Source organism: Paraburkholderia caledonica (genome assembly GCF_000383275.1).
Lineage (GTDB): Bacteria > Pseudomonadota > Gammaproteobacteria > Burkholderiales > Burkholderiaceae > Paraburkholderia > Paraburkholderia caledonica.
This window is the reverse complement of sequence record NZ_KB911038.1, coordinates 258,237-280,651: the sequence shown is the minus strand read 5'-3', so window position 1 is coordinate 280,651 and position 22,415 is coordinate 258,237. Positions and strand designations below refer to the sequence as shown.

The following is a 22,415-nucleotide window of genomic DNA, read 5'->3' as shown; positions in this document are numbered from 1 at the left end:
TTATGCGTAGTGTTCGACGGATTCAAGCGAAGGAGCGGCGAAGCCGTCTTCGGTGAACAAATGAGTGGCGTGGCGCGGTACCCGCAGGTTCGCGCGATCGCCTGGTGCGAGTCGCGTATCGCCCGGTGCTTTCGCGATGAGCGCGACGCCGCCGGGTTGATCGAGGTGCACATAGCTGTGCTCGCCAAGCTGTTCGACGAGCGAGACGGTGCGCGAAAGAACGGCGTCGTCGTGAGACGAGGACAAGTCGGCGAATTCAAGGTGTTCAGGACGCACGCCGAGCGTCACCGCTTGCGAGACTTGCAACGCGGCACCATCCGCAGGCACGCGGACGTTCTCGTGCGTGTGATCGAGCGTCACTACCACGCCTTGCGCGTCGACAGAAGCGATACGTCCCGGCAGAAAGTTCATGCGCGGCGACCCGATGAACCCCGCGACGAAGCGGCTCCTGGGTCGGTGATACAACTCCAGCGGCGCACCGATTTGCGCGATGCTGCCGTAACGTTCGGTGTCTTTCCCGGCATGCAACAAGACGATCTTGTCCGCGAGGGTCATCGCCTCGATCTGATCGTGCGTCACATACACCACGCTCGCCTTCGCGAACTGCTTGTGCAGCCGCGCGATTTCGATGCGGGTCTGGCCACGCAGCGTTGCGTCGAGATTGGAGAGCGGTTCGTCGAAGAGAAACACGCCGGGTTGGCGCACAATCGCGCGGCCAATTGCAACGCGTTGACGTTGACCGCCGGACAGTGCTTTCGGCCGGCGCTCGAGCAGCGCTTCCAGTTGCAGAATGCGCGCGGCTTCGCGCACCTTGCGGTCGATCTCGTCTTTTGGGGTTTTGGCGAGCTTCAGTCCGAATGCCATGTTCTCGAACACGGTCATGTGCGGAAAGAGCGCGTAGCTCTGAAACACCATCGCCACGCCGCGCTGCGCCGCCGGCACGTCGTTCATGACCTTGCCGCCGATGAACAGGTCGCCGTCGGTGAGATCTTCGAGCCCTGCGATCATGCGCAGCAACGTAGACTTGCCGCAGCCTGAAGGGCCGAGAAAAACGCAGAACTCGTTCTCGCCGATCTCGAGATCGACGTCGCGAATCACCGGCGCACCGTCGCCATACGCTTTCTGCACGCCTCTTAACGAAATGCTCGCCATCGTCTCGACTCCGTGATTTAATCGGCTCGACGGCGGAGATTAAGCGCTTAATCAGCAGGGCCTAAAAAATCGATCGCGTGCGATCGTCGGGCCTTGCCTGTCTCCGCTATCGTTTTGTCTGTGCGACAGATGGTGCCGCGCCTTGCCCGTCGATGCAAATGCCGGGCAGCCATCCCAAATAATGAAGAGACATGCCCACACTTAGCGAAGTCGCGCGCCATGCCGGCGTCACGCCTGCCACCGTATCGAATGTGCTGCGCAATCGCGGGCGCGTCGGCGAGAGCACACGTCAACGCGTTCTCGAAGCCGTCGACGCGCTCGGCTACCGGCCGCACCTCGCCGCCCGCGCGCTCGCCGAAGGGCGCGCCCCGACGCTCGCCTTGATGGTGTCGAGCATCGCCAATCCGTTCTATCCCGAGTTTGCGCTAGCCGTCGAACGCGCGGCGCGAACCAGCGGGCATTTCGTGATCATTTGCAATACTAACGAAGATCCGCTAACGGGCCGCGCGTACCTCGACCAGATAGCCGGCACGCTTTCCGAGGGCGTGCTCGTGACCAACGCGAACCTGCAGTTCGCAGACCTTCACGTGACGGAATCGCGCGGCACTCCTGTGGTTTTGTGCATGTGGGAGCGACCCAACGAGCCGCCGGGCCTGCCCTGCGTTGCGGTGGATTTTCGTCTGGCCGGCGAGCTTGCCGGAAAGCATCTGCTCGAATTGGGACATCGGCGGATAGGGGCGATTGTCGGCAGCAAGGCTTCCGGTATTCACGCGGCCCGCTATGAAGGGTTCGTCGATGCGCTGCGTGCGGCCGGGGTCCGCAAAAACCGCGTCAAACATGCTGCAGATACGATCCAGGGTGGCTACAGCGCGGCGCGCGAGTTGCTCGAGGCCGATCCGCAACTCACTGCGATTTTCGCGACCAACGACCTGCCGGCGCTCGGCGCGATGCATGCCGCTGCCGACCTCGGCCTCGCCGTACCAGCCGATCTTTCCGTGATGGGCATCACCGACATCCAGCTCGCGCGCGAGTCGCGGCCTGCATTGACCACTGTCGCCGTGCCGACCGTCGAAGTCGCCGGGCTTGCGGTTTCGTTGCTGCGCGAACTCATCGAATCGTCGTATGGACAGGCCGGCCCCGGCGAGGCCAATGTGCCGATGCGAATTTCGTCGCCGCCGAAGCTCGTGGTGCGTGCGTCGACTGGCACGCCGCGCTCCCGCTGAACGCGAATTGAAGCTGGAAACCTCGTCGTCGTGAGCCGCGTGGGCGCCCCTCACGCCCTCCTCGATGCAGTCAAAACGCACGAAACACCTTTCTACCTGCTTTCACTGAAGCCAGGACTTTCCCCAATCCGGCCGCCCCGGCGCTGCGCTGCACCATCTCGCCAAAGCCCCCGCCGCACAAGGCTTTCCCGGACTTTCCAAGGTGCGTCAAGCTCGGTCCCCGTCCAACGGGATTCCTTGACGCGCCCCTCCCCGCCTGCTGTACTAAATCAACCAAAGTGATTTAGGCGGCGTCCACGGTCCTACTTCGACCGCTCGGACGTGCCGCATTCCAGGTTGCGCCCGCGCAGCGTTCGCGTGTGCAACCGCCAGCAGTTCCAAGAACGTCATTGCCAATAACCGGAGGAGCGTCCCATGAATCTGAATTCCCGCAGGCTTCCTGTCGCCAGGAAGATCGTCTCGATGTGCGTCGCGGCGTCGGCGGTCTGGTGCGCGAGCGCAAGTCAGGCAGCCGACCAGCCGGTCGTCGGTCTCATCACCAAGACCGACACCAATCCGTTCTTCGTGAAGATGAAGCAAGGCGCGGAGGCGGCAGCGTCGAAAGACGGCGCCAAGCTGATTACCGCAGCCGGCAGATTCGACGGCGACAACGCGAGCCAGGTGACGGCAATCGAAAACATGATGACGGCTGGCGCGAAGGCGATTCTGATCACGCCAAGCGATACGAAGGCGATCGTGCCGAGCATCAAGAAAGCGCGCGCCGCCGGCGTGATGGTGGTCGCGCTCGACACGCCGACTGACCCTCAAGACGCCACGGACGCCCTCTTCGCGACCGACAACTTCAAAGCCGGTGTGCTGATCGGCAAATACGCGAAGGCGGCGTTGAACGGCAAGCCCGCGAAGATCGCCACTCTCGATCTCGCGCCCGGCGTCTCGGTGGGCGTGCTGCGGCATAACGGCTTTCTGGAAGGGTTCGGCGTAAAGCAAGGCGACCCTTCGATCGTATGCAGCCAGGACACCCGCGGCGATCAGGCCAAAGGCCAGACGGCGATGGAAAACTGCCTGCAGAAATCGCCGGATATCAACGTGGTCTACACGATCAACGAACCGGCGGCTGCGGGCGCGTATCGCGCGCTAAAGGCAGCGGGAAAGGACAAGAGCGTGATGATCGTCTCGATCGACGGCGGCTGTGAGGGCGTGCGCAACGTCAAGGCCGGTTCGATCGCCGCGACCTCGCAGCAGTATCCGCTGAAGATGGCCGCGCTCGGCGTAACGGCAGGCGTCGATTACGCGAAGACCGGCAAGAAGGTTTCGGGCTACCAGGACACGGGCGTGACGCTGATCACGGACAAGCCGATGTCCGGCATCGACAGCAAGGACACGACCTTCGGCCTCGACAACTGCTGGGGCAACAAGTAACACGCACTGTACGGCGGCCCGCTCGCCGGGCCGCCGGATGATTCGCCGCGCGGCGCACGCCACGCTCATGTTTCGAGGACATCCATCATGTCGACTCCTTCCGCTCCCGCGGGCCATCCGCGCCATTTCTCAGACCGTCTGCCGTCGCTTGCCGAAGTCGGGCCGCTCATAGCGCTCGTGCTGGCTTGCGGTTTCTTCATCTCGCAGAGCAGCCGTTTCCTGTCGTTCCAGAACCTCTCGTTGATCCTTCAACAGACGATGGTCGTTGCGGTGATCGCAATCGGCCAGACGCTGATTGTGCTGACGGGCGGCATCGATCTCTCCTGCGGCATGGTGATGGCGTTCGGCTCCATCATCATGACGAAGTTCGCGGTGACGTTGGGCCTGCCGCCCGCACTCGCGATTCTGTGCGGCATCGGCGCGAGCACATTGTTCGGCGTTCTCAACGGTGTACTCATTACGCGCATCAAATTGCCGGCGTTCATCGTCACGCTCGGCACGCTGAACATTGCGTTCGCGCTCACGCAGATCTATTCGAATGCGGAAAGCGTGTCGAATCTGCCGGACGCAATCATGTTCTTCGGCAACACGTTCAAGCTCGGACCCGCCGACGTCACCTACGGCACCGTCCTCACATTGCTGATGTATCTGGCCACGTGGTTCGTGTTGCGCGACACGGTGCCCGGCCGCCATCTGTATGCGCTCGGCAATAACGCCGAGGCCGCGCGGCTGATGGGTTTGTCGTCGCAGAAGATCCTGCTGACCGTCTACACACTGGCCGGCGCCATTTACGGCGTTGCTGCGTTGCTGTCGGTGTCGCGCACCGGCGTGGGCGATCCGCAAGCAGGCCAAACTGAGAACCTCGATAGCATCACGGCAGTAGTGCTCGGCGGCACGAGTCTCTTCGGCGGACGCGGGTCGATTTCCGGGACGCTGCTCGGCGCGCTGATTGTCGGCGTGTTCCGCAACGGCTTGACCCTGATCGGCGTTTCTTCGGTCTACCAGGTATTGATCACCGGCATGCTGGTGATTCTCGCGGTGGCCGCGGACAAACTCTCTCATCGCCGCGGTTGAGCATTCAATCGCAACCTTATTGCATGGAGCCTGAGTCAGCGCATTGGCTAACTCAGGCCGACAGGAGCCCGTCATGTCGACAACTACTTCCGCTTCCGCCGCGTTGCCCGTTCTGCAGGCGCGTGGCCTCGTCAAACGTTATGGCAATGTGACCGCGCTCGACGGCTGCGACTTCGAAGTGCTGCCCGGCGAGATTCTCGCAGTGATCGGCGACAACGGCGCCGGGAAATCGTCGTTGATCAAGGCACTTTCCGGCGCGACGGTGCCGGACGAAGGCGAAATTCTGCTCGACGGCAAGCCCGTCAAATTCCGCAGTCCGCTGGATGCCCGCGCGCAAGGCATCGAGACCGTGTATCAGGAACTGGCGGTCGCGCCGGCTATGAGCATCGCCGAAAATCTGTTTCTGGCGCGCGAGTTGGTCAAGCCCGGCTGGCGCGGTTCGATCTTCAAGATGATCGACAAACGCCGCATGCTTGAAGAAGCGACCGCTCATATGAAGGATCTGCAAATCGGCATTCGCTCGATGCGTCAGGCGGTCGAAACGCTCTCCGGCGGTCAGCGTCAAGGCGTTGCCGTTGCGCGCAGCGCGGCGTTCGCGCGGCATGTGGTGATTCTCGACGAGCCCACCGCAGCACTCGGCGTGAAGGAAGGCAACATGGTGCTCGAACTGATTCGCCGCGTGCGCGACCGCGGGCTGCCGGTGATTCTCATCAGCCATAACATGCCGCACGTATTCGAAGTGGCGGACCGCATCCATATTCAGCGGCTCGGCCGCCGCGCCGCGCTCGTCAATACGAAAGACGTGCATATGTCGGAGGCCGTTGCGATCATGACTGGCGCAAAAGAGGCCGACGTCAAGGCGATTGCATGATGCAATCACATCGCTGAGGGGCTCATGAGCATGGATACCACAGGCATGCGCCCGCCCCTCAAACGCACGGTCGGCTCCAATCAGGTCGGCATGCGGCAATTCAACGAGCGCATCGTGTTGCAGACAATCCGTCTGCATGGACCGTTGCCGAAGGCAGACGTGGGTCGTCTCACGCGTCTTTCGATGCAGACCGTATCGATGATCGTCGATCGTCTGATCGACGATGGTCTGCTGGAAAAGCAGGCTCGAGTGCGCGGCAGGATCGGCCAGCCGTCGGTGCCGATTGCGTTGCGCGCGGACGGCGCGTACACGATCGGCATCAAGGTAGGCCGCCGCAGTCTCGACGTACTGGCGATGGATTTCGCCGGCCGCGTGGTATGTCGCGATGTGTTCGAGTACCCGTACCCTGATCCGCGCACGCTGTTTCCCGCACTCGAAAGCAAACTCGCGCGCGTGAATCAGGCGCTCGGCGCGAACGCCAGCAAAGTTGTCGGCGTGGGCGTGGCTGCGCCGTTGTGGCTCGGCGGCTGGCGCGATTTTCTCGGCGCGCCGCCCGACGCGCTAGACGCATGGCACGAGATCGACTTGCGCTCGCGCATCGCGACCATGACGGGGCTGCCGGTCGAATTCGCGAAGGACACGACAGCCGCGTGCGCTGCAGAACTCGTGATGGGCCAAGGGCGCGGCATTCACAACTTCCTGTACCTGTTCGTCGGCACGTTCATTGGCGGCGGCCTGGTAATCGACGGCCGCCTGCACGGCGGGCCGCACGACAACGCCGGCGCGGTCGGCTCGATTCCGCTGCGCGACGGCGGCGCGCGCAAACCTGCGCGGCAACTGTTGCACGCCGCCTCCGGTTTCGTACTGGAACGCCTGTTGAGCGACGCGGGAAAACCGGCAGCCGCCGCGCACGATCATCGCGCGCTGTCGCCGGAAATGTGGCGGCATACCGAGGAATGGCTCGATACCGCGTGCCCTGCGATTGCCAACGCGCTCACCAGCGCCGCCGCGTTGCTGGACCTCGAAGCGGTCGTGATAGACGGCGAACTGGACCGGCAAATGGTGCGCGAAATCATTCGCCGTACCGAGCGCGTGCTGGACCGATTCGAATGGGAAGGCATGGTGCGCCCGCAACTATTGGAAGGCGCAATTGGTGCCGACGCGCGTGCAATGGGCGGCGCAATTCTGCCGCTCTACGCACACTTCGCGCCGGTGCACGAACTATTTCTCAAACCCGCGACAGAAGCCGCATATTGAAGTTGACGTACCGCGGCCGCTTCACTGCGCGACGACCTTCTCGACAGAGATAGAAGCGGTCTTTGCAGGCGCAGATTCGAGCAAGGGCTGCAACGCGGGCGCCATCGACTTCAGCAGTTGCACCGAAAGCGCACTCGTGAATTCATAGTGCGCCGCGTAAGGTTCGTGCACCCACGCGGTCAGCGTGCCGTAAAAGCGGTCGCCAATGGCGAATACGAACGTCGCACTGCGGTTCACCTTGCGCGATTCAATAAGGCGCGCGCCCTTGGCGAATACGTTAAAGCGCTGATCGCCCGTACCGGTCTTGCCGTAGACCTCCATGGTCCGGCCGTCCGGGAATGTCATGCCCTGCGCGAGACGCCGTGCCGTGCCGCCCGTCACGACATCGCGCAACATGGCCTTCACGATCCCCGCAATTTCAGGCGAAAGTTGCTGTTGCGGAGCGACGGACGCACGACGGAAATGCGTTTCGTACGGCGTGTCTTTCGCGAAGTCCAGTTGCGTCAGGTTTTCGGTCGGAACCTTGTTGCCGTCGTTTGCGATCAGGCCGATCAGTTGTGCAAGCGCTGCGGGTCTGTCACCCGACGCACCGATCGCAGCGGCATACGAAGGGGTAAGCGTTGCAAACGGATAGCCGAGCGCCTGCCACGACTTGCCGATTGTGTCGTACGCGCGCAGCTCGACCATGCGTTTGATGCGGCGATCCTGCGTTGCGTGATAGCGCGTCTTGAAGAGCCACGAATAAGTCGACAGACGCACATCGCTGCTTGCGTTCTGAATGTCGCTGAGCGTGGCGTTCGGATGTTCGCGCAGATAGTTGAGCGTCCACAGTTCGAGCGGATGCACACTCGATATATAGCCCCGATCGTTCAGGTTGAAGCGGTCGATTGCGTACTTCGCGTAAAGGTTCGCGAGGTCTTCGTCGTCGAGCACCGAAGCGGCCGGCGTATTTTTCAGCGCGGCGCGCATCTTCTCGTTGAACCACGCGTTGGATTCGTCGGGCGCAACGCTACGCAGCACCGTCGCGATCTTGGGCGGTGACTTGCGCACGCCGAGCAGCAACAGCGCCAATGCCTGCTCTCGCGTTTTGCCGTGATACTTCGTGTAGAAACGATTCATGTACACACGGCTTTCCTGATCGGCGAAACGCGTCAAGTACATTTTGCGGATCGCCGGATCGCCGAGCCATTGCGACGACGGTCCCGTGGTTTGCACCATCTCGTAGTGGACGATATCGCGCATCAGCCGCACGAACACCAGATTCACCGAATGCTGGAACGCACGACGGACAGTAAGAATGCGACCGTTGTCGTCGGATTCGAAGTTGTTGAAGGTTTGCGCGCCACCACCCGTGTAAAAGGTTTCGCCGGGACTCGCGGAGTACTTGCGCTCCACGGCCGCGTCGAGCATGGATTGAAGCGAGCGATCCTTGGTGTGCGAGAGATAGTCCAGCGCCCAGCGTGTCAATTGATCGCTCGGATCCGCCTTGATGGTTTTGAGTTCCGCCGCGCTTCGAGCAGCGTAACGCGCATGCAGCTGGGACACGATCTGCAAATACGTCACTACAGTACGCAGTTTTGCAGTGGATCCGAGGTTCAAACGTGCACCCGAATTAATGTCGAACGGCTGGTTCACGCTGTCCGTTTGCACGCGCACGAGGTTCGCTCCGTCGCGCCGCTCGAATAGCGTGAAGCTGTAGGCGATTTTCGACGGATCGTCCGATGCGCGCAGCATTTCGAAGCCGACAAGGCCCGCTGCCTTCGCGCCGTCGCGTGTCGCGGCAGCGGCAAGCCGTTCGCTCACGGCCTGCTGCACTGCGTTGTTGAGCGTGCCGGTGGCTTGCAGATCAAGCCGGTCGAGTTCGTAAAAGCTCGGAATGCCGAGCGCTGCGAGCAGGTTCGAGCGCATCGACGTGACGGCTTTGCGCGACACGAACGAGCCGGCGTTTTGAGCGGGTTTGCCCGCGCGGTGCAAATCGACCGTGGCAGAAAGCGCCGCGTCGCGCAAAGCGGCGGAAATCACGCCGCCGTTCGCGAGCAGCCGCAAATAACTGTCGGTCAATCGTTCAAGCTCGGGGTAACCGCGATGCAGGAAATACGACGGCGCGCGCTGGGCGATCATCAGAGAAAGCACCTGGCGAAATGCCTCGCCTTGCTGCGGCAGGTTCTCTGTGGTTGCAGGCGCGTTCAGTATGCGGTTCACATCCGCGAAATCGCGTCCGTACCACGCGGCGAGACCGTCGCCCATGCCGCTGATTTCACCGACGCCAGGTTGCGCCGCAAGCGGAACCGAATTCAGATAGTGCATGACGATCTGCCGACGCGCAGGCATGGTCTGCGGACCGTTCAGATAGGCACGCACCGAAGCGGACGCAATCTGCCTCAGCTTCTCCGGCGGCGTCGCGGTGCGGCCGCCCGCCGAGTGACGGAATTTCTCGATCTGCGTGGCGAGCGTGCTGCCGCCGGGCGCCGCCTGGTGATGGTTGAATACGCGTGCGCCCTGATCGGCCAGCGCGCGGCTAAAGCGGCCCCAGTCGATGGCCGGATTGCGGTTAGGTTGATTCGGATCGAGCAGATAACGGTCTTCAATAAACAGAAGCGAGTTGACGATGACAGGCGGAATCGCCTCGAAGCTGTCGTACACTCGCCCCGGAAAACTCGCGCTAAACAGCGGTGTGCCGGTGCCGTCGAACAGTTGCAAGCCGGCCTGGTCCTTCTCGGCGTACGGCAAGAAAAGGTTTCTATCTGCTATCGAAAGCATGCGCTCCGAACCGCGCGCCTGTGCGGTGACTTCGAAGCCGCGCTGCAGCAAGCGCTGCTGGATTGACGGCAGCAATGCGTAGCCGAGGCGGGTGTCGTACGGACCTTTGTCCGCCTCGGGAAAACGGATGGAATGGCTCGGACCGTCGTCTACAGAGAAGGCGATGTCACGCGTGAGTTCGGAGAGGTAGTGGGCCTGCAGTCGGGAAGTTTCTATTTCAAGTTCGCACAGGCGCACAACCCACGCCAATCCCAACAACAACGCCGCCGCCAGCGCCCATTTGAACCACTTGCGCACCGAAGCGGTGCCGGTGGCGCGAAGCGGAAATCGAACCGATGGCCGATTCATGACTGCTCTCCCCGAATGGGCGCCAGCCTTTTCAATCCGACGCCCTCAAAGCAGTGTAGCGCGGGGGCACACGCGCAATTGGTTCGGATTTACCCCCAGTGTCGCCGCTACAACACCCGTCGCAAGAACATAGCAAAGCGCGAATTGCCGTGCGATATTCGACGTCTTGTCGGGCTCTGAAAAAACGCTGACTCAGGCAAGTTTTCGCTTCGCAGTTGCATGAGCGAATTTGCGCCCCGGCTTTGGCGTCAGGGTAGACGCCGACCCGGGCGCGCGTTTTGACTGACGGGTTTTTTCCGGCAAGTTCTCCTCTACTTGCATCTGCTGCCGCAGCAATTCCACGAAGCGCTCCGCAGGCGGCGACAGCACGCCGCCTTTACGCGTCACGACGCCGAACGTTTGCGAAGGCGACTTGAGCGCAACCGGCACGCGGCGCAGCATTTTTTGCCGAATAAACATGTCAGCAATGGCGGTCGGCAACAACGACACCAGATCCGCACTGCTTTGCAGCAGGGCGACAGTCACAAAAGTGGATGCAGTGGAGATCGGGTTGTCCGGCATGGCCAGCCCCGCAAGATCCATTTCCCGTTCGAGCAGCGCGTGCAGCGGCATATGCGACGGATACACCACCCAACGGTGATCCGCGAGGTCGCTCAGCTGCACATTCTTTCGCGGCAGCGCCGGATGACCGTACCCGACCACGACGGACAACGGCTCGTCGGCGAGCGGACGATACTGGTATTTCGACGGATCCGCAGCCACGGCGGCTCGGCCGATCACGAGATCCAGGCGGCCGTCGTCGAGTTGGGCGAGCATGCGCGCGCTCGTGTTTTCCACCACTTCGATAGAAAGGTTCGGCTGCCGCGCATGCAACTGGTTGATGGCCGGAATCACGCATTCGGGAATCGCGCCCATGATCGCGCCGATCGCAAGGCGCCCGCCGTGCCCCGACCGAATTTCGGCAACGTCCTGACATAGCGCGGCGAGATCCGTCGCCACGAGGCGCGCGTAGCGGATCACGCAATGCCCGAGCTGGTTCGGGATCATGCCGCTTTTCGTGCGCTCGAAAAGCGGCGCTTCGAACATTGATTCGAGTTCCTGCAACGCTTTGCTTGCGGCCGATTGTGTCATGGACATCATGCCTGCCGCTTTATGCAACGACTTCTGGTCGTCGAGCGCGATCAGCAACTGGAGTTGCTTCATGCGCAGTTTGCCCAGCAGAACATTCAACGTATTTTTCATGAAGACGGCGGGTGAGTCGTAAAAGCGATCACGAGATGGAAACAATTCAATATACCTGCGTGCCGCGCAGTCGTATAGTCGGCGGCAATAAGCACCATGAGACCGCTTAACGCACTTCACGCACTTGAAGCACTTGAAGCACTTGAAGCACTTGAAGCGCGAATCGCGACCGACAGAGACACTTCCACCGCCTCATCACATTCCAAAGCGCCCATATCATGAATCGACCCGTTAATCCCGCGGCAATGCGCGGCGTGTTCCCCGTTGCGCCCACCATTTTCGACGACGCCGGCCAGCTCGACCTGGAAGGCCAGAAGCGCTGCATTGACTTCATGATCGACGCGGGCTCGAACGGTTTGTGCATTCTCGCGAACTTCTCGGAACAGTTCGCCCTTTCCGACGAAGAGCGCGAGACGCTGATGCATGTCGTGCTCGAACATGTGGCGGGCCGCGTACCCGTTATCGTCACGACCACGCATTTCAGTTCGCATCAATGCGCGGAACGCAGCCGCCGCGCGCAGGCAGCGGGCGCCGCAATGGTCATGATCATGCCGCCCTATCACGGCGCAACGATTCGTATCGGCGAGCGCGGCATTGAAGAGTTCTACCGCACGGTGTCCGACGCGATCGATATCCCGATCATGATTCAGGACGCGCCGGTCAGCGGTACGCCGTTGTCCGCTCCGTTTCTCGCCCGTATGGCCAATGAGATCGAACACGTGTCGTACTTCAAGATCGAAGTGCCGCAAGCGGCGAACAAGCTGCGCGAGCTCATTCAGTTGGGCGGCGACGCGATCGTGGGACCGTGGGACGGTGAGGAAGCAATCACGCTGATGGCCGATCTCGATGCAGGCGCAACCGGTTCGATGACGGGCGGCGGCTATGCCGACGGTATCCGGCTGATCGTCGACGCCTATGCTGCAGGCGACACCGAAGCAGCCGCCGCTCACTATCAGCAGTGGCTGCCGCTGATCAACTACGAGAACCGCCAGGGCGGCCTCGCATCGTGCAAGGCGTTGATGAAGGAAGGCGGCGTGATTCGCTCCGACGCAGTACGTCATCCATTGCCGGCAATGCACCCGGCCACGCGTGAGGGACTGCTCAAAATCGCGCGACGGCTCGATCCGCTGGTGCTGCGCTGGGCTCACTAGAAGCGATATCGGCGCCATAGAAGAAGCGGCGCGGCTGGACGCGGACATGCGATTGCCGCTACGCTAGCCGCCATGGAAAGTTTCTACGAAGCCACTGTTACACGCCCGTCCGCCTATGCGCCGCTCGTCGGCCAACATAGCGCGGACGTTTGCATTGTCGGCGGCGGACTTGCGGGGCTGTCGACGGCGCTAGGGCTCGTTGAGCGAGGCGTGAAGAACGTCGCGGTACTCGAGGCGCGGCAGGTCGGTTACGGCGCATCGGGACGCAACGGCGGCTTTGTCTTCGGTGGCTACAGCCTCGATTGTGCCGACCTGCTGAAAACGCTCGGCGCGTCTCGCGCGCGCGAGCTATATGCGCTTACCACCGACGCCGTCGATCTGATGCGGGCCCGCATCGCGCGTTACCGCATAGATTGCGATGTCACCGACGCCGGCGTAATTCTCGCGAACTGGTTCGACGAACCTGCGCGGCTAGAAGCTCAGCGTCGTCTCATGCTCGAATCATTCGGCGTCGACTGGGAACCGGTGGCAGCCGAACATCTGGCGCGCCAGTTGAAAACGCGCCGCTATCACGGCGGCCTGTACGAGCGCAACGCGTTTCACTTTCATCCGCTGAAATACGTGCTTGGCGTGGCACAGGCAGCGGTCAGCGCCGGCGTGCGGATTCATGAGCAGTCGCCCGTCGTGCATTTGCAGCGCGACGGTGCGGGCTTCGTCCTGCGCACGCCGCAAGGCGTCATCGACGCGCGGCACGTCGTGATGGCGGGCGGCGGGTACGCGCGCAACGTCTACGCGAAGGTGGAGCGCGCGGTACTGCCCATCGCCACCTATGTGATGGCGACCGAGCCCCTCGGCGCGCGGCTGCACGATGCGATCGACACGCGCGCGGCCGTCTACGACACGCGTTTCGCGTTCGACTACTACCGGCCTCTGCCCGACACGCGCATTCTCTGGGGCGGACGCATCTCGGTGCGCGACCGCGCGCCGGAAGTCATCGCCCGATTACTGCGGCGCGATCTGCTGAAGGTGTATCCGCAATTGCACGACGTGCGCGTGGACTACGCGTGGGGTGGCCTCATGAGCTACGCGCGTCACAAGATGCCGCAGATCGGCCGCACCGCGGACGGCGTCTGGCATGCGGTCGGCTTTGGCGGACATGGCATGGCACCGACCACCGTGTCCGGCGAACTGCTGGCCGCGGCGATTGCAGGCGAGCGTGCGGTTCCGGAGGCATTCGCCGCGTTTGGCCTCACGCCTGCTTATGGCGCGCTCGGTCTCGCCGCCGCTCAACTCACGTACACCGCGATGCAAACGCGCGACGTATTCGCCGCGCGCCGCACGCGGGCGCGCCACTCCGTCTGAAAACACATCGCGCGGGCTGCAAACGCGCGGCTATGTCTGCACAGCTTAATGCGTTGCCGGTGCGGTGTGCCGAGGCAGCGGCACGTCGATGCAGGCGGCTTCCGCTCATGTGCCCGAAACGCTGCCAGACCGCTGCGATATGCCGCCCGTTTCGCGTAAAAACCCCGCGCCAGAGGCCATTTTCGCCATGCTAGAATGCGCGGTCACTGCCGCTCGAATACACAATGAAAAAGGGAAGCAAGGCCGCCGAGCCCGATACCAACGGCATCCCGTCCGACGCGCCGCGCAAAGACGCCCGACGTAGCGACGCCCGCCGCAAGTACGATCCCGAGCAGACGAAGCGCAATATCCTCGACGTCGCGACCCAGGAGTTCTCCGCGATGGGGCTGACGGGTGCGCGCGTCGATGCAATCGCGGAGCGCACCAACACCACCAAGCGCATGCTGTACTACTACTTCGGCAGCAAGGAAGGGTTGTACCAGGCGGTGCTGGAGAAGGTGTACGGCGACATTCGCGAGCTCGAACAGGATCTGCATGTCAGCGAGCTCGACCCGGTCGAGGGCATGCGTGCGCTGGTCGAATTTACGTTCGACTATCACGACCGCCAGCGGGATTTCGTGCGCCTCGTCACGATCGAGAACATCAACGGCGCAAAGTATGTCGAGCAGGTGAAGAGCTTCAAAGGCCGCAACGTCACCGTCATTCATACAATCGAAGACCTGCTCGCGCGCGGCATCGCGGCGGGCAAGTTTCGCAGCGACGTCGACCCGATCGACCTGCATCTGCTGATCAGCTCACTGTGCTTTCATCGCGTCGGCAATCGTCATACGTTCGGCACGGCATTTGGGCGCGATCCGTCACATCCCAGATTGCGCGCGCGTCATCGCGCAATGATCGTCGATGCGGTGCTGCGCTTCGTTCGCAAGGAAAATTGACGAGCCTCTTATAGTCCACTTTCACGGACGAATGAAAAAAGGGACGTGGCCTGCGCCACGTCCCTTTTTTTTCGCAGTCGAACGGGTGCTCAATCCACCAGCACGATCCGCTTGATATCGCCGACGATAAAGATGTACGACAGCGCGCCAATCAACGCAATCACGCCGATGAACACGAGCGCGCCGACAAACGACCCGGTCGCCGCGACGATAAAGCCGACCACGAGCGGCGTCACGATGCCGGCCAGATTCGCGGCGAAGTTGAAGATGCCGCCGGTCACGCCGAGCAGTCCTTCGGGCGCGATATCGGACACCAGCGTCCAGCCGAGCGCAGCCATGCCTTGCGCGAAGAATGCGACCGACAGGATTGCGATCACCGCGACGTTGCTCTCCACATAATTGGCCAGAATGATCGTCGAGGCCAGCAACAGGCCGGCGATAATCGGCAGCTTGCGCGCGACGTTGGCGGACTTGCCGCGGCGCAGCAGCCAGTCGGAGAAGAGCCCGCCGAACATCACGCCAATCGACGCCGCGATGAACGGCATGATCGCGAAAAAGCCGATCTTCAGCCAGCCCATATGACGTTCGGTGGCGAGGTAAGTCGGGAACCACGTGAGAAAGAACACGAGCGTCGAGTTGCCGGCGAACTGACCAAGACAGATACCCGTCAATTGACGGTGCTTGAGCAGGCGGCCAATGGTGCGCCATTCAAAGCCGCCTTTCGCGGGCGCGGCAGCAGCGCCGCCATCCTTGTGACGGTGCGTGAGACCGCCACCAGCCTCGATATAGTCGAGCTCCGCCTGATTCGCCGACGGATGATCTCGCGGCTCGCGATACATGAGCCACCAGATCACACCGAACACGATACCCACGCCGCCCACCACGTAAAACAGCGAACGCCAGCCGAATGCGCCCATCAGCATGAACAGGAACGGGCTGAAAAACGCGAGGCCGATATATTCGCCGACAGTGTAGGTGCCAGTCGCCATCGCGCGTTCGCTCTGCGGGAACCACGTCGCGACCACGCGGCTATTGGTCGGGAAACACGGCGCTTCCGACACGCCGAGACCGAGGCGAAACACGAACAGTCCGGCAATGCCGTGCACGAGCCCTTGCGCGAGCGTGCACAGGGACCAGAAAGTCATCGAGAGGAAGTAAGTGAGCTTGCTGCCGAAACGGTCCAGGAAGAGGCCGCCCGGAATCTGAGAAGCAACGTAGCTCCACGAGAACACCGAGAACAGCAGCCCCATCATTGCAGCGTTGATGCCGAGTTCTTTGGTCAGCTGCGGCGCGGCAATGCCGAGTACCGTGCGGTCGAGATAGTTGATCATCGTGCCGACGGCCAGCAACCCCAGTATCTGGTAACGGGCGTTGGAGCGTCGCGCGGTGCTGGCAGTGGTGCTTGCGCCGGCCTGACGCGTCACGTCGGCCGGTCTGGTTTGAGTCGATTGCGGCATGGGGTTGTAGTCTCCTCTCATTGATCATCTATCGTCGTTTGCCGGTGTGCGCTACCGGTTAGCGTTCCAGCAACGACTGGAAATGCGTGTAGACGCGTTCGGCGTCCGGTTCGAGCCCGGTGAAAATGCGCATTGCGTCGACGGCCTGGTACACCGCCATGCCGCCGCCGCTCAGCGTGCGGCAGCCGAGAGCTTCAGCTGCCTGCAACAGCGCGGTGCGAATCGGGAAATAGACGATGTCGGCCACCCACAGACCGCTATGCAGCAATTCCGCGGGCAAAGGCAGTCCCGGCAATTTGGCCATGCCGGTCGGCGTTGCGTGAATCAGGCCGTTGGCGGCCGCGAGCGTCTCTCCGAGCGACGTGCCAGCAGTGACCGTCCGATCCGCAAAGCGCTTTTGCAACTCGGCAGCGAGCGACGCGGCACGAGCGGCGTCGACGTCGAACAGCGTGAGCGTTTGTGTGCCCATGGCGAGGGCTGCGTGAGCGACCGCAGCGCCCGCGCCGCCCGCGCCCAGTTGCACCACCCGGTCAAGCGCCACGTCCGGCAAACCGCGGCGGAACGCGCGGGCAAAACCGGACCAGTCCGTGTTGTGCCCGATCCGTTTGCCGTCCTTGAAAAGCACGGTGTTGACTGCGCCCAGCGCACGGGCGTCGTCGGACAATTCGTCGAGTAGCGGAATGACGGCCTGCTTGCACGGATACGTTATGTTCAAACCGTTGTAGCCCATGCGCTCGGCCGCGACCAGCAGATCGGGCAGCGCTGCTACATCGAGCTTCAACGCTTCCAGATCGATTCGGCGGTACACGTAATGCAAGCCGAGCTTGCTGCCCTCTTCCTCGTGCATCGCGGGACTCAGCGAGCCGCCGATGCCCGATCCGATCAGACCGACCAGATAAGAATTTGCACTGGCCCGTGCGCTCGTTTTTGCATTCGCTTGTTCATTCATTGGCACGTTCATTTCGCCGCCCTATTCTTGAGGATGGTGGCCATTCGCTCCAGCGCGAGCACGTAGCCTTGCGTGCCGCACCCGACGATGATTGCATCCGCCACCGCAGACACATACGAGTGATGACGGAACGGTTCACGTCGATGCACGTTTGAAATATGCACTTCGATGACGGGCTTTTCGATTGCGCTGAGCGCGTCGGCGATGGCCACCGACGTGTGCGTGTATGCAGCGGGATTGATGACGATGCCGTCGACCTTGGTGCGCGCTGCGTGTAGCCAGTCAATCAGTTGATGCTCGGCGTTCGACTGGCAGAAGTCGATTGAAAGATCGAGGCGTTCACCGGCATCGCGGCAGAGTTTCGCGACATCGTCGAGCGTTTCGGCGCCATAGATGGCCGGCTCGCGGGTGCCGAGCAGGTTGAGGTTGGGTCCATTGAGGACCAGTACGGAAGCAAAACTCATGACATCGATCTCCTGTCGGCAAGAGTTAGCGCTTTAGCGCTTACTCTTGCCCCATGCAAAGCTGTCGACTGGAGTTAGCGCTTTAGCGCTTACTCCAGTCCCATGCAAAGCTGTCGACGGGAGTTAGCGCTTCAGCGCTTACTCTCGCCCCATCCAACGCAGTTGCAACAAACTCGAACAATGAAGCGGATCGCGACAAGCGCAAAACGCTCCTCAACGTAAAGCGAAGTGTGCTCGCATGAGCCCTCTCCGTCATTCGGGGTTTATACGAATTTGTACCATCTAGTTAGTTTGTATAGACTATCGAAAAATGCGCTTACTATGGACAGTTGCGGCCTGTCGCTTGCTTCACGAGTAACGAACTAGCCCATTTTGCGCGCCGCAACATGGCAGTGGCCGGGCGCGTAGGCTTCAATGGCGCGCGCTCGCAATCTCCGTCCGACTGTTTTTGCAGGAGCTGTTCATGCAACGTTCGATTGCCACCGTCTCGATCAGCGGCACCCTCGTAGAGAAGCTCACCGCGATCCAGGCGGCCGGCTTCGAGGGCGTCGAGATCTTCGAAAACGACCTGCTCTATTTCGATGGTTCGCCCGCCGACGTGCGGCGTATCGCCGAAGATCTCGGGCTGAAAATCATGCTGTTTCAGCCGTTCCGCGATTTCGACGGCGTAAGCCCTGAGCGTCTCGCGCGCAATCTGGACCGCGCAAAACGCAAATTCGACGTGATGCATGAACTGGGCACGGACCGCATTCTCGTATGCAGCAACGTGTCGCCGGACACCATCTGCGACGATGCGCTAATGACCGACCAGCTCGGCGCGCTCGCGGAAGCTGCAGAGGCGGCGGGCGTCGTCGCCGGTTATGAAGCGCTCGCGTGGGGCCGGCACGTCAAGACGTACCGGCACGCGTGGAAGCTCGTGAACGCGGTAAATCACCGCAATCTCGGACTCGTGCTCGACAGCTTTCACACGTTGTCGCTCAACGATGCGGTGGACGCAATCGCCGACATTCCAGGCGAGCGCATCGCGTTCGTGCAGATCGCGGACGCACCCAAGCTCGCCATGGACGTGCTGGAATGGAGCCGCCATTACCGCTGCTTTCCGGGCCAGGGCGATTTCGACGTAGCCAACTTCACCGCGCAAGTCGTCAAGACGGGCTACAAGGGCCCGCTTTCGCTGGAGATATTCAACGACGGCTTTCGCGCCGCGCCCACCAACATCACGGCTGCGGACGGGCATCGCTCGTTGCTGTTCCTGGAAGAACAGACGCGTGCGTTGCTGCAAGCCGCGCGCCAGCCGGTCGGCGAGCTGTACGAATCGCCCGCGGCTCCCGCGCACGTCGGCTATCAGTTTCTGGAATTCGCCGTTGACGACACCACACGCGCGCATCTCGCCGACTGGCTCGGCAAGCTGCGCTTTCGCCAGGCAGGCCAGCATCGTTCGAAAGATGTGACGCTGTATCAGCACGGTGCCGCTTCGATCGTGCTGAACGCGGAACCGGATTCGTTCGCCAATGCGTTCTTCCAGCAGCACGGCTTGTCGCTGTGCGCGTCGGCGTTTCGGGTGAATGACGCGAATCAGGCTTTCGAGCGCGCCGCCGGCTTCGGCTACGCGCCGTTTTCCGGTCAGATCGGCCCTAACGAACGCGTGCTTCCGGCCGTGCAGGCGCCAGACGGCAGCCTGAATTATTTCGTCGACGAAACACCCGATCAGCCCACGTTGTTCGAAGCCGACTTCGTTCTCACGGACGTCAACGGCCCGTTCGAAGTCGGGCCGTTGACCCGCATCGATCATGTGTGCCTCGCCGTGCCGGCGAATTCGCTCGATACGTGGGTGCTGTTTCTGCGCACCGCCTTCGGCTTTCAGGCGGAGCCGGGCGTGCTCGTGCCCGATCCTTACGGCCTTGTTCGCAGCCGCGCGCTGCGCAGCCGCGACGGCTCGGTCCGAGTGGTGCTGAACGCTTCAGTCGATCACCACACGGCGGTGGCCGAGGCGCTGCATACCTATCACGGCTCCGGTTTAAATCACGTTGCATTCAGCACGAGCGACATCTTCAGCGCGATTCCGGAATTCGTCGCCGATGGCTTGCCGGTGCTGCGCATCCCGCGTAATTACTACGAGGATCTCGCCGCCCGCTACGAACTGCCCGACGACATGCTGGAAGCGCTGCGCGAGCACAATATCCTCTATGACCGCGATGAACGCGGCGGCGAGTTTTTCCACGCTTACACGGAACAGCTCGATCAGCGCTTCTTCATGGAGATCGTCGAGCGGCGCGGCGGTTACGACGGCTACGGTGCAAGCAACGCGGCGGTGCGGCTCGCCGCGCAAGCGCAGCGGCGCAAGTAGGCGGCGCTCGCCGGCGCCTTGCGTGGACCGGGAACGCCAATCGAGATTCACGGCAAGTCGCGTCGCATCGGCCGCCTTGAGAAACGTGACGGCGCGGGCACGCGTCGTGCGGCATCCGCGGGAGTACGCCCTACGCCCGATATAATGGCGCCTTAAGTCGCGGTCCGCGCCGCGCGGCCGCGTCGGTACTCGGGTCGGGCGGTTCAAGCAGGTCGGCTAGGGCGGCGGCTACGCGATAGCAGCGCTCGCGACGCCTTTAGCTCGAACCCGCGGCCACCGTCAGCCGAATGAAACGCCAGGAGAGATATGAAGAAGTTTGCCGTAGTCCTGTCAGTTCCCGTGCTTCTCAGCGCTTGCGCCTACTTTCAGAAGAACCCGGATGCCGGCGAGCCGGTCACGGACACCAATACGCAGCGCTCGGTCAACGATGTCATCGCCTGCCTGACGCAGTTGGCGTCGAATCATAATGCCGCGTTCAAATCCACGTCGATTCCGCAAGGCCAGATGCTGGACTTCGGCGATTCGAACATCATCAAGGTGCGCAGCGACAACGGGGCGACCACTTACCGTTTCTATGCGGGCAAGCGCCACGTGAACAATCTGTGGATCGAAACGGCGGGAAAAACCTGCGCGCCGTAAGCCGGGGTTGCCCTAGCGGGCAAAAAACGCGGCGCTGTTAAGCGTTGGTAAGGTGCGGCGGTGCCATCTTCGTGTCACGGTGTTACAGGACAATGGGTCTTAAGAATCGTTTAAGACTTCGTCCGCATGATGCCTCGGACACGACCCAGCACGAGGTGCGCACCATGAACCAACCCGAACCGAATACCAACGACACGCCCGCGCCGGCAAGGCGTCCGACCATCCTGCGGCGCCTCCTGAGTCATCACGAACTGGCGACGTTGCTGCTTTTGCTGCACGCGCCTATCGACGCGTCCGCCAAACCCGAGATTCCGCAACTGCACGAAGCCGGCCTGATCGAAACGATCTCGAACGAAGCGGGCGGCTCGCGCATCCGCCTCACGCCTGAAGGCAATGCCGTGCTGCGCGGGCTGGGCGTCAAGTAACGCACGCTTTACGCCTGCCATACGCCGTACCCTGCTTCGCGTAGTCCAATCGCCAGTTCCACTTCCATTTCCTGTGCGCCGCGATACGGCATGGGATTGAACACTTCATACAGCTCGGGCACAAGGCGCACGCCATAATCGCGCACATAGCGATTTGCCTGAATGCCGGCTTTATGCCGGTCGAAGCGCAGATCGGGATCGAGCCCGGTCATCCCCACATACACACACGGCTTGTCGAACCGGTAATCCGGATTCGCGCGGCGAAAGCGCGCCTCGTTCCAGACCTTGTCGTCGAGTGCGACGACGTACACATAGTAATGATGCTTACGGCGAACCATATGCCGACGCTCAACTCCGCGAAGTGCCGTGCAGCAGCATCCGGTATTCGGTCGGCGTAACGCCGACGGTCGCCTTGAACTGACGCGTGAAGGCGCTGTGGTCCGTGTAGCCGCACAGTGCGGCGACGTCGGTTACCTTGTCGTGCGAGACCAGCAGTGCCGTGGCGGCGTCGAGCCGTGTCTTCAGCAGAACCTGGCGCGGAGTCAGATGAAATACCTTGTGAAAATACCGCTCCAGTTGCGCGACGGACATGTCCGCCATCACCGCCAACTGCTTGAGATTCAGCGGCTGCACATAGTTTTCCTGGATGAACTGCACCACCGCGGCGAGCCGGCTATAGGCAGGATGGCTGCTTTCGTCCGCCCGCAGATCGCGTGAAATGCCCGCAAGCCCGACGATCACGCCCGTGGCGTCGCGCAACGGCTGTTTGGTGGTCAGACACCAGCCCGGCTGGCGGCCAGGATAAAGGTGCAATTCCAGTTGATCGATCATCTGGTTGCCGACGTGGATCACCCCCTCGTCCTGCGCCGTATAGATGCGGCCGAAGCGGCGCGGGAACACATCCTCCGCGGTTTTGCCCAACAGCGCCGTCTTTTCCTTGAAGCCGCAACGCGAAGCCAGCGTGCGGTTGACCAGCGCATAGCGCGCGTCCGCGTCTTTCACAAAGAAAACGACGTCGGGCAGCGCGTCGAACACGGGCTCCAACTGCCTGAAGTGCGACAGCATGCCGGACAACGTTGCTTCGTCAGGTGAAAACTGATGAGCCAGCGTGTTCATCGTGCAGGTCCCGTGGGTCCAAGCCGTTTATAAGAGCGCAGGAGTAAGCGCTGCATGCCGGGCGGTTGGCTTGCGGTCGATTCGCGCTGCATGCGCGGTCGATTATAAAGCGGCAGGCTGACCGACAATATCCGCTCGCCGGACGCGCGGTGCGAGTCAGTCCACCTGCGGCGGCTGTGCGCTTGCCGCGATCAGCGTGCCGATTTGCGTGGGATTGAACGGCG

The 22,415-nt window shown here is 62.0% G+C and carries 19 protein-coding genes; 11 read left to right on the top strand and 8 right to left on the bottom strand.

Annotated features, from left to right (window positions below; all coding sequences use genetic code 11):
* The gene (locus H281_RS0116640; protein ID WP_020068269.1) at positions 1-1,152 is read right to left on the bottom strand and encodes an ABC transporter ATP-binding protein; all 1,152 of its coding nucleotides are present in this window, start codon (positions 1,150-1,152) and stop codon (positions 1-3) included.
* A 191-nt stretch (positions 1,153-1,343) separates the two neighbouring features.
* Here H281_RS0116640 and H281_RS0116635 point away from each other — a divergent pair, with 191 nt between their 5' ends.
* From H281_RS0116635 to H281_RS0116615, 5 genes are all read left to right on the top strand, one after another.
* Complete coding sequence (locus tag H281_RS0116635) at positions 1,344-2,375, top strand: LacI family DNA-binding transcriptional regulator (RefSeq protein ID WP_020068268.1); 1,032 nt, start codon at positions 1,344-1,346, stop codon at positions 2,373-2,375.
* 414 nt (positions 2,376-2,789) lie between these two features.
* Positions 2,790-3,794 carry a sugar ABC transporter substrate-binding protein gene (locus H281_RS0116630; RefSeq protein ID WP_020068267.1) on the top strand — a complete coding sequence of 335 codons (1,005 nt, stop codon included), beginning with the start codon at positions 2,790-2,792 and terminating at the stop codon, positions 3,792-3,794.
* An 87-nt stretch (positions 3,795-3,881) separates the two neighbouring features.
* The gene (locus H281_RS0116625; RefSeq protein ID WP_020068266.1) at positions 3,882-4,868 is read left to right on the top strand and encodes an ABC transporter permease; all 987 of its coding nucleotides are present in this window, start codon (positions 3,882-3,884) and stop codon (positions 4,866-4,868) included.
* A gap of 73 nt (positions 4,869-4,941) precedes the next feature.
* Positions 4,942-5,739, top strand: coding sequence for an ATP-binding cassette domain-containing protein (locus H281_RS0116620; protein ID WP_020068265.1), 798 nt, complete (start codon positions 4,942-4,944; stop codon positions 5,737-5,739).
* A gap of 30 nt (positions 5,740-5,769) precedes the next feature.
* Entirely contained in the window at positions 5,770-6,996 is a 1,227-nt protein-coding gene (locus tag H281_RS0116615) for an ROK family transcriptional regulator (protein WP_027804671.1), read from the top strand.
* A gap of 21 nt (positions 6,997-7,017) precedes the next feature.
* Here H281_RS0116615 and H281_RS0116610 read toward each other — a convergent pair whose 3' ends face one another.
* Both H281_RS0116610 and H281_RS34705 read right to left on the bottom strand, forming a co-directional pair.
* Positions 7,018-10,104, bottom strand: a complete 3,087-nt coding sequence (locus H281_RS0116610; RefSeq protein ID WP_020068263.1) for a transglycosylase domain-containing protein — start codon at positions 10,102-10,104, stop codon at positions 7,018-7,020.
* Positions 10,105-10,296: 192 nt separating this feature from the next.
* Positions 10,297-11,346: a LysR family transcriptional regulator gene (locus H281_RS34705; protein WP_033379583.1), complete on the bottom strand. Its 1,050-nt coding sequence runs from the start codon at positions 11,344-11,346 to the stop codon at positions 10,297-10,299.
* 218 nt (positions 11,347-11,564) lie between these two features.
* Here H281_RS34705 and H281_RS0116600 point away from each other — a divergent pair, with 218 nt between their 5' ends.
* The 3 genes from H281_RS0116600 (at position 11,565) to H281_RS0116590 (ending at position 14,794) form a co-directional block, all read left to right on the top strand.
* On the top strand, positions 11,565-12,497 hold the full coding sequence (locus H281_RS0116600; RefSeq protein ID WP_027804670.1) for a dihydrodipicolinate synthase family protein: 933 nt from the start codon (positions 11,565-11,567) through the stop codon (positions 12,495-12,497).
* Positions 12,498-12,569: 72 nt separating this feature from the next.
* Positions 12,570-13,859, top strand: coding sequence for an NAD(P)/FAD-dependent oxidoreductase (locus H281_RS0116595; protein WP_020068260.1), 1,290 nt, complete (start codon positions 12,570-12,572; stop codon positions 13,857-13,859).
* 224 nt (positions 13,860-14,083) lie between these two features.
* The gene (locus H281_RS0116590) at positions 14,084-14,794 is read left to right on the top strand and encodes a TetR family transcriptional regulator (RefSeq protein WP_020068259.1); all 711 of its coding nucleotides are present in this window, start codon (positions 14,084-14,086) and stop codon (positions 14,792-14,794) included.
* 89 nt (positions 14,795-14,883) lie between these two features.
* On the opposite strand, the gene H281_RS0116585 is transcribed toward H281_RS0116590, so the two are convergent.
* The 3 genes from H281_RS0116585 to aroQ are packed head-to-tail and all read right to left on the bottom strand — an operon-like array spanning position 14,884 to position 17,664.
* Complete coding sequence (locus tag H281_RS0116585; protein WP_020068258.1) at positions 14,884-16,251, bottom strand: MFS transporter; 1,368 nt, start codon at positions 16,249-16,251, stop codon at positions 14,884-14,886.
* Between the two features lie 58 nt (positions 16,252-16,309).
* Positions 16,310-17,212, bottom strand: coding sequence for a shikimate dehydrogenase (locus H281_RS0116580; RefSeq protein WP_020068257.1), 903 nt, complete (start codon positions 17,210-17,212; stop codon positions 16,310-16,312).
* A complete protein-coding gene (aroQ, locus tag H281_RS0116575) occupies positions 17,209-17,664 on the bottom strand; it encodes a type II 3-dehydroquinate dehydratase (protein ID WP_020068256.1) in 456 nt (151 codons plus the stop codon). Before aroQ ends, H281_RS0116580 begins: the two co-directional genes overlap by 4 nt.
* A gap of 463 nt (positions 17,665-18,127) precedes the next feature.
* On the opposite strand from aroQ, the gene H281_RS0116570 reads away from it, so the two are divergent.
* The 3 genes from H281_RS0116570 (at position 18,128) to H281_RS0116560 (ending at position 21,075) form a co-directional block, all read left to right on the top strand.
* Positions 18,128-20,011, top strand: coding sequence for a bifunctional sugar phosphate isomerase/epimerase/4-hydroxyphenylpyruvate dioxygenase family protein (locus tag H281_RS0116570; protein ID WP_020068255.1), 1,884 nt, complete (start codon positions 18,128-18,130; stop codon positions 20,009-20,011).
* Positions 20,012-20,317: 306 nt separating this feature from the next.
* Positions 20,318-20,650 carry a hypothetical protein gene (locus H281_RS0116565; protein ID WP_020068254.1) on the top strand — a complete coding sequence of 111 codons (333 nt, stop codon included), beginning with the start codon at positions 20,318-20,320 and terminating at the stop codon, positions 20,648-20,650.
* A gap of 164 nt (positions 20,651-20,814) precedes the next feature.
* Positions 20,815-21,075 carry a hypothetical protein gene (locus tag H281_RS0116560; RefSeq protein WP_020068253.1) on the top strand — a complete coding sequence of 87 codons (261 nt, stop codon included), beginning with the start codon at positions 20,815-20,817 and terminating at the stop codon, positions 21,073-21,075.
* Between the two features lie 8 nt (positions 21,076-21,083).
* Here H281_RS0116560 and H281_RS0116555 read toward each other — a convergent pair whose 3' ends face one another.
* Together H281_RS0116555 and H281_RS0116550 are read right to left on the bottom strand one after the other, a co-directional pair.
* Entirely contained in the window at positions 21,084-21,413 is a 330-nt protein-coding gene (locus tag H281_RS0116555) for a hypothetical protein (RefSeq protein WP_020068252.1), read from the bottom strand.
* A 10-nt stretch (positions 21,414-21,423) separates the two neighbouring features.
* Positions 21,424-22,191: an AraC family transcriptional regulator gene (locus H281_RS0116550; RefSeq protein WP_020068251.1), complete on the bottom strand. Its 768-nt coding sequence runs from the start codon at positions 22,189-22,191 to the stop codon at positions 21,424-21,426.
* Positions 22,192-22,415 lie beyond the last annotated feature (224 nt).

Excerpts from the sequence above, each read along its gene's own strand:
- H281_RS0116565 (WP_020068254.1), top strand. The coding sequence starts at position 20,318 with ATGAAGAAGTTTGCCGTAGTCCTGTCAGTTCCCGTGCTTCTCAGCGCT.
- aroQ (WP_020068256.1), bottom strand. The coding sequence starts at position 17,664 with ATGAGTTTTGCTTCCGTACTGGTCCTCAATGGACCCAACCTCAACCTG.
- H281_RS0116560 (WP_020068253.1), top strand. The coding sequence starts at position 20,815 with ATGAACCAACCCGAACCGAATACCAACGACACGCCCGCGCCGGCAAGG.
- H281_RS0116610 (WP_020068263.1), bottom strand. The coding sequence starts at position 10,104 with ATGAATCGGCCATCGGTTCGATTTCCGCTTCGCGCCACCGGCACCGCT.
- H281_RS0116570 (WP_020068255.1), top strand. The coding sequence starts at position 18,128 with ATGCAACGTTCGATTGCCACCGTCTCGATCAGCGGCACCCTCGTAGAG.
- H281_RS0116550 (WP_020068251.1), bottom strand. The coding sequence starts at position 22,191 with ATGAACACGCTGGCTCATCAGTTTTCACCTGACGAAGCAACGTTGTCC.
- H281_RS0116595 (WP_020068260.1), top strand. The coding sequence starts at position 12,570 with ATGGAAAGTTTCTACGAAGCCACTGTTACACGCCCGTCCGCCTATGCG.
- H281_RS0116580 (WP_020068257.1), bottom strand. The coding sequence starts at position 17,212 with ATGAACGTGCCAATGAATGAACAAGCGAATGCAAAAACGAGCGCACGG.
- H281_RS0116625 (WP_020068266.1), top strand. The coding sequence starts at position 3,882 with ATGTCGACTCCTTCCGCTCCCGCGGGCCATCCGCGCCATTTCTCAGAC.
- H281_RS0116620 (WP_020068265.1), top strand. The coding sequence starts at position 4,942 with ATGTCGACAACTACTTCCGCTTCCGCCGCGTTGCCCGTTCTGCAGGCG.
- H281_RS0116600 (WP_027804670.1), top strand. The coding sequence starts at position 11,565 with ATGAATCGACCCGTTAATCCCGCGGCAATGCGCGGCGTGTTCCCCGTT.
- H281_RS0116640 (WP_020068269.1), bottom strand. The coding sequence starts at position 1,152 with ATGGCGAGCATTTCGTTAAGAGGCGTGCAGAAAGCGTATGGCGACGGT.
- H281_RS0116555 (WP_020068252.1), bottom strand. The coding sequence starts at position 21,413 with ATGGTTCGCCGTAAGCATCATTACTATGTGTACGTCGTCGCACTCGAC.
- H281_RS0116630 (WP_020068267.1), top strand. The coding sequence starts at position 2,790 with ATGAATCTGAATTCCCGCAGGCTTCCTGTCGCCAGGAAGATCGTCTCG.
- H281_RS34705 (WP_033379583.1), bottom strand. The coding sequence starts at position 11,346 with ATGAAAAATACGTTGAATGTTCTGCTGGGCAAACTGCGCATGAAGCAA.
- H281_RS0116635 (WP_020068268.1), top strand. The coding sequence starts at position 1,344 with ATGCCCACACTTAGCGAAGTCGCGCGCCATGCCGGCGTCACGCCTGCC.
- H281_RS0116615 (WP_027804671.1), top strand. The coding sequence starts at position 5,770 with ATGGATACCACAGGCATGCGCCCGCCCCTCAAACGCACGGTCGGCTCC.
- H281_RS0116585 (WP_020068258.1), bottom strand. The coding sequence starts at position 16,251 with ATGCCGCAATCGACTCAAACCAGACCGGCCGACGTGACGCGTCAGGCC.
- H281_RS0116590 (WP_020068259.1), top strand. The coding sequence starts at position 14,084 with ATGAAAAAGGGAAGCAAGGCCGCCGAGCCCGATACCAACGGCATCCCG.